The sequence below is a fragment of the Pseudomonas sp. SIMBA_068 genome, assembly GCF_046534705.1.
Lineage (GTDB): Bacteria > Pseudomonadota > Gammaproteobacteria > Pseudomonadales > Pseudomonadaceae > Aquipseudomonas > Aquipseudomonas putida.
Genome location: NZ_JAWRYI010000272.1, coordinates 1 through 301, shown reverse-complemented (window position 1 = coordinate 301; position 301 = coordinate 1). Strand labels below are relative to the sequence as shown.

The window sequence follows — 301 nt, the reverse complement described above, 5'->3', positions numbered from 1 at the left end:
GCAGGCGCTGCGTCACCGGAATCAGCGAGGCGGCAACCAGCCAGGCATCTTCACAGGAGCGGCCGGTCGGGATCAGTACGCCACCAAAACCGAGGCGGTCAGCGGCCTGCGCCACCTGTTGCAGATAGGCGTGATCAACCGGTCGCGCCCCTTCGGCGGTACCAAGATAGTGACCGTCGCCATGCGTCGGCAGGAACCAGAAAATGGATACGCTCATTGTTGCTCCTTATTGCGTCACGGTATGCGGATGCCAGATGCGATCCTGAATCGTCACTTTTACTGGCAAGAGATGATTGGCATA

General features: G+C 59.1%; 1 protein-coding gene. It reads right to left on the bottom strand.

The genetic code is table 11. The annotated features are described in order from the left end of the window. The coding region (locus SB756_RS29155; protein WP_410913010.1) for an LLM class flavin-dependent oxidoreductase at nucleotides 1–217 on the bottom strand (217 nt) is incomplete at its 3' end. Nucleotides 218–301: the final 84 nt, after the last annotated feature.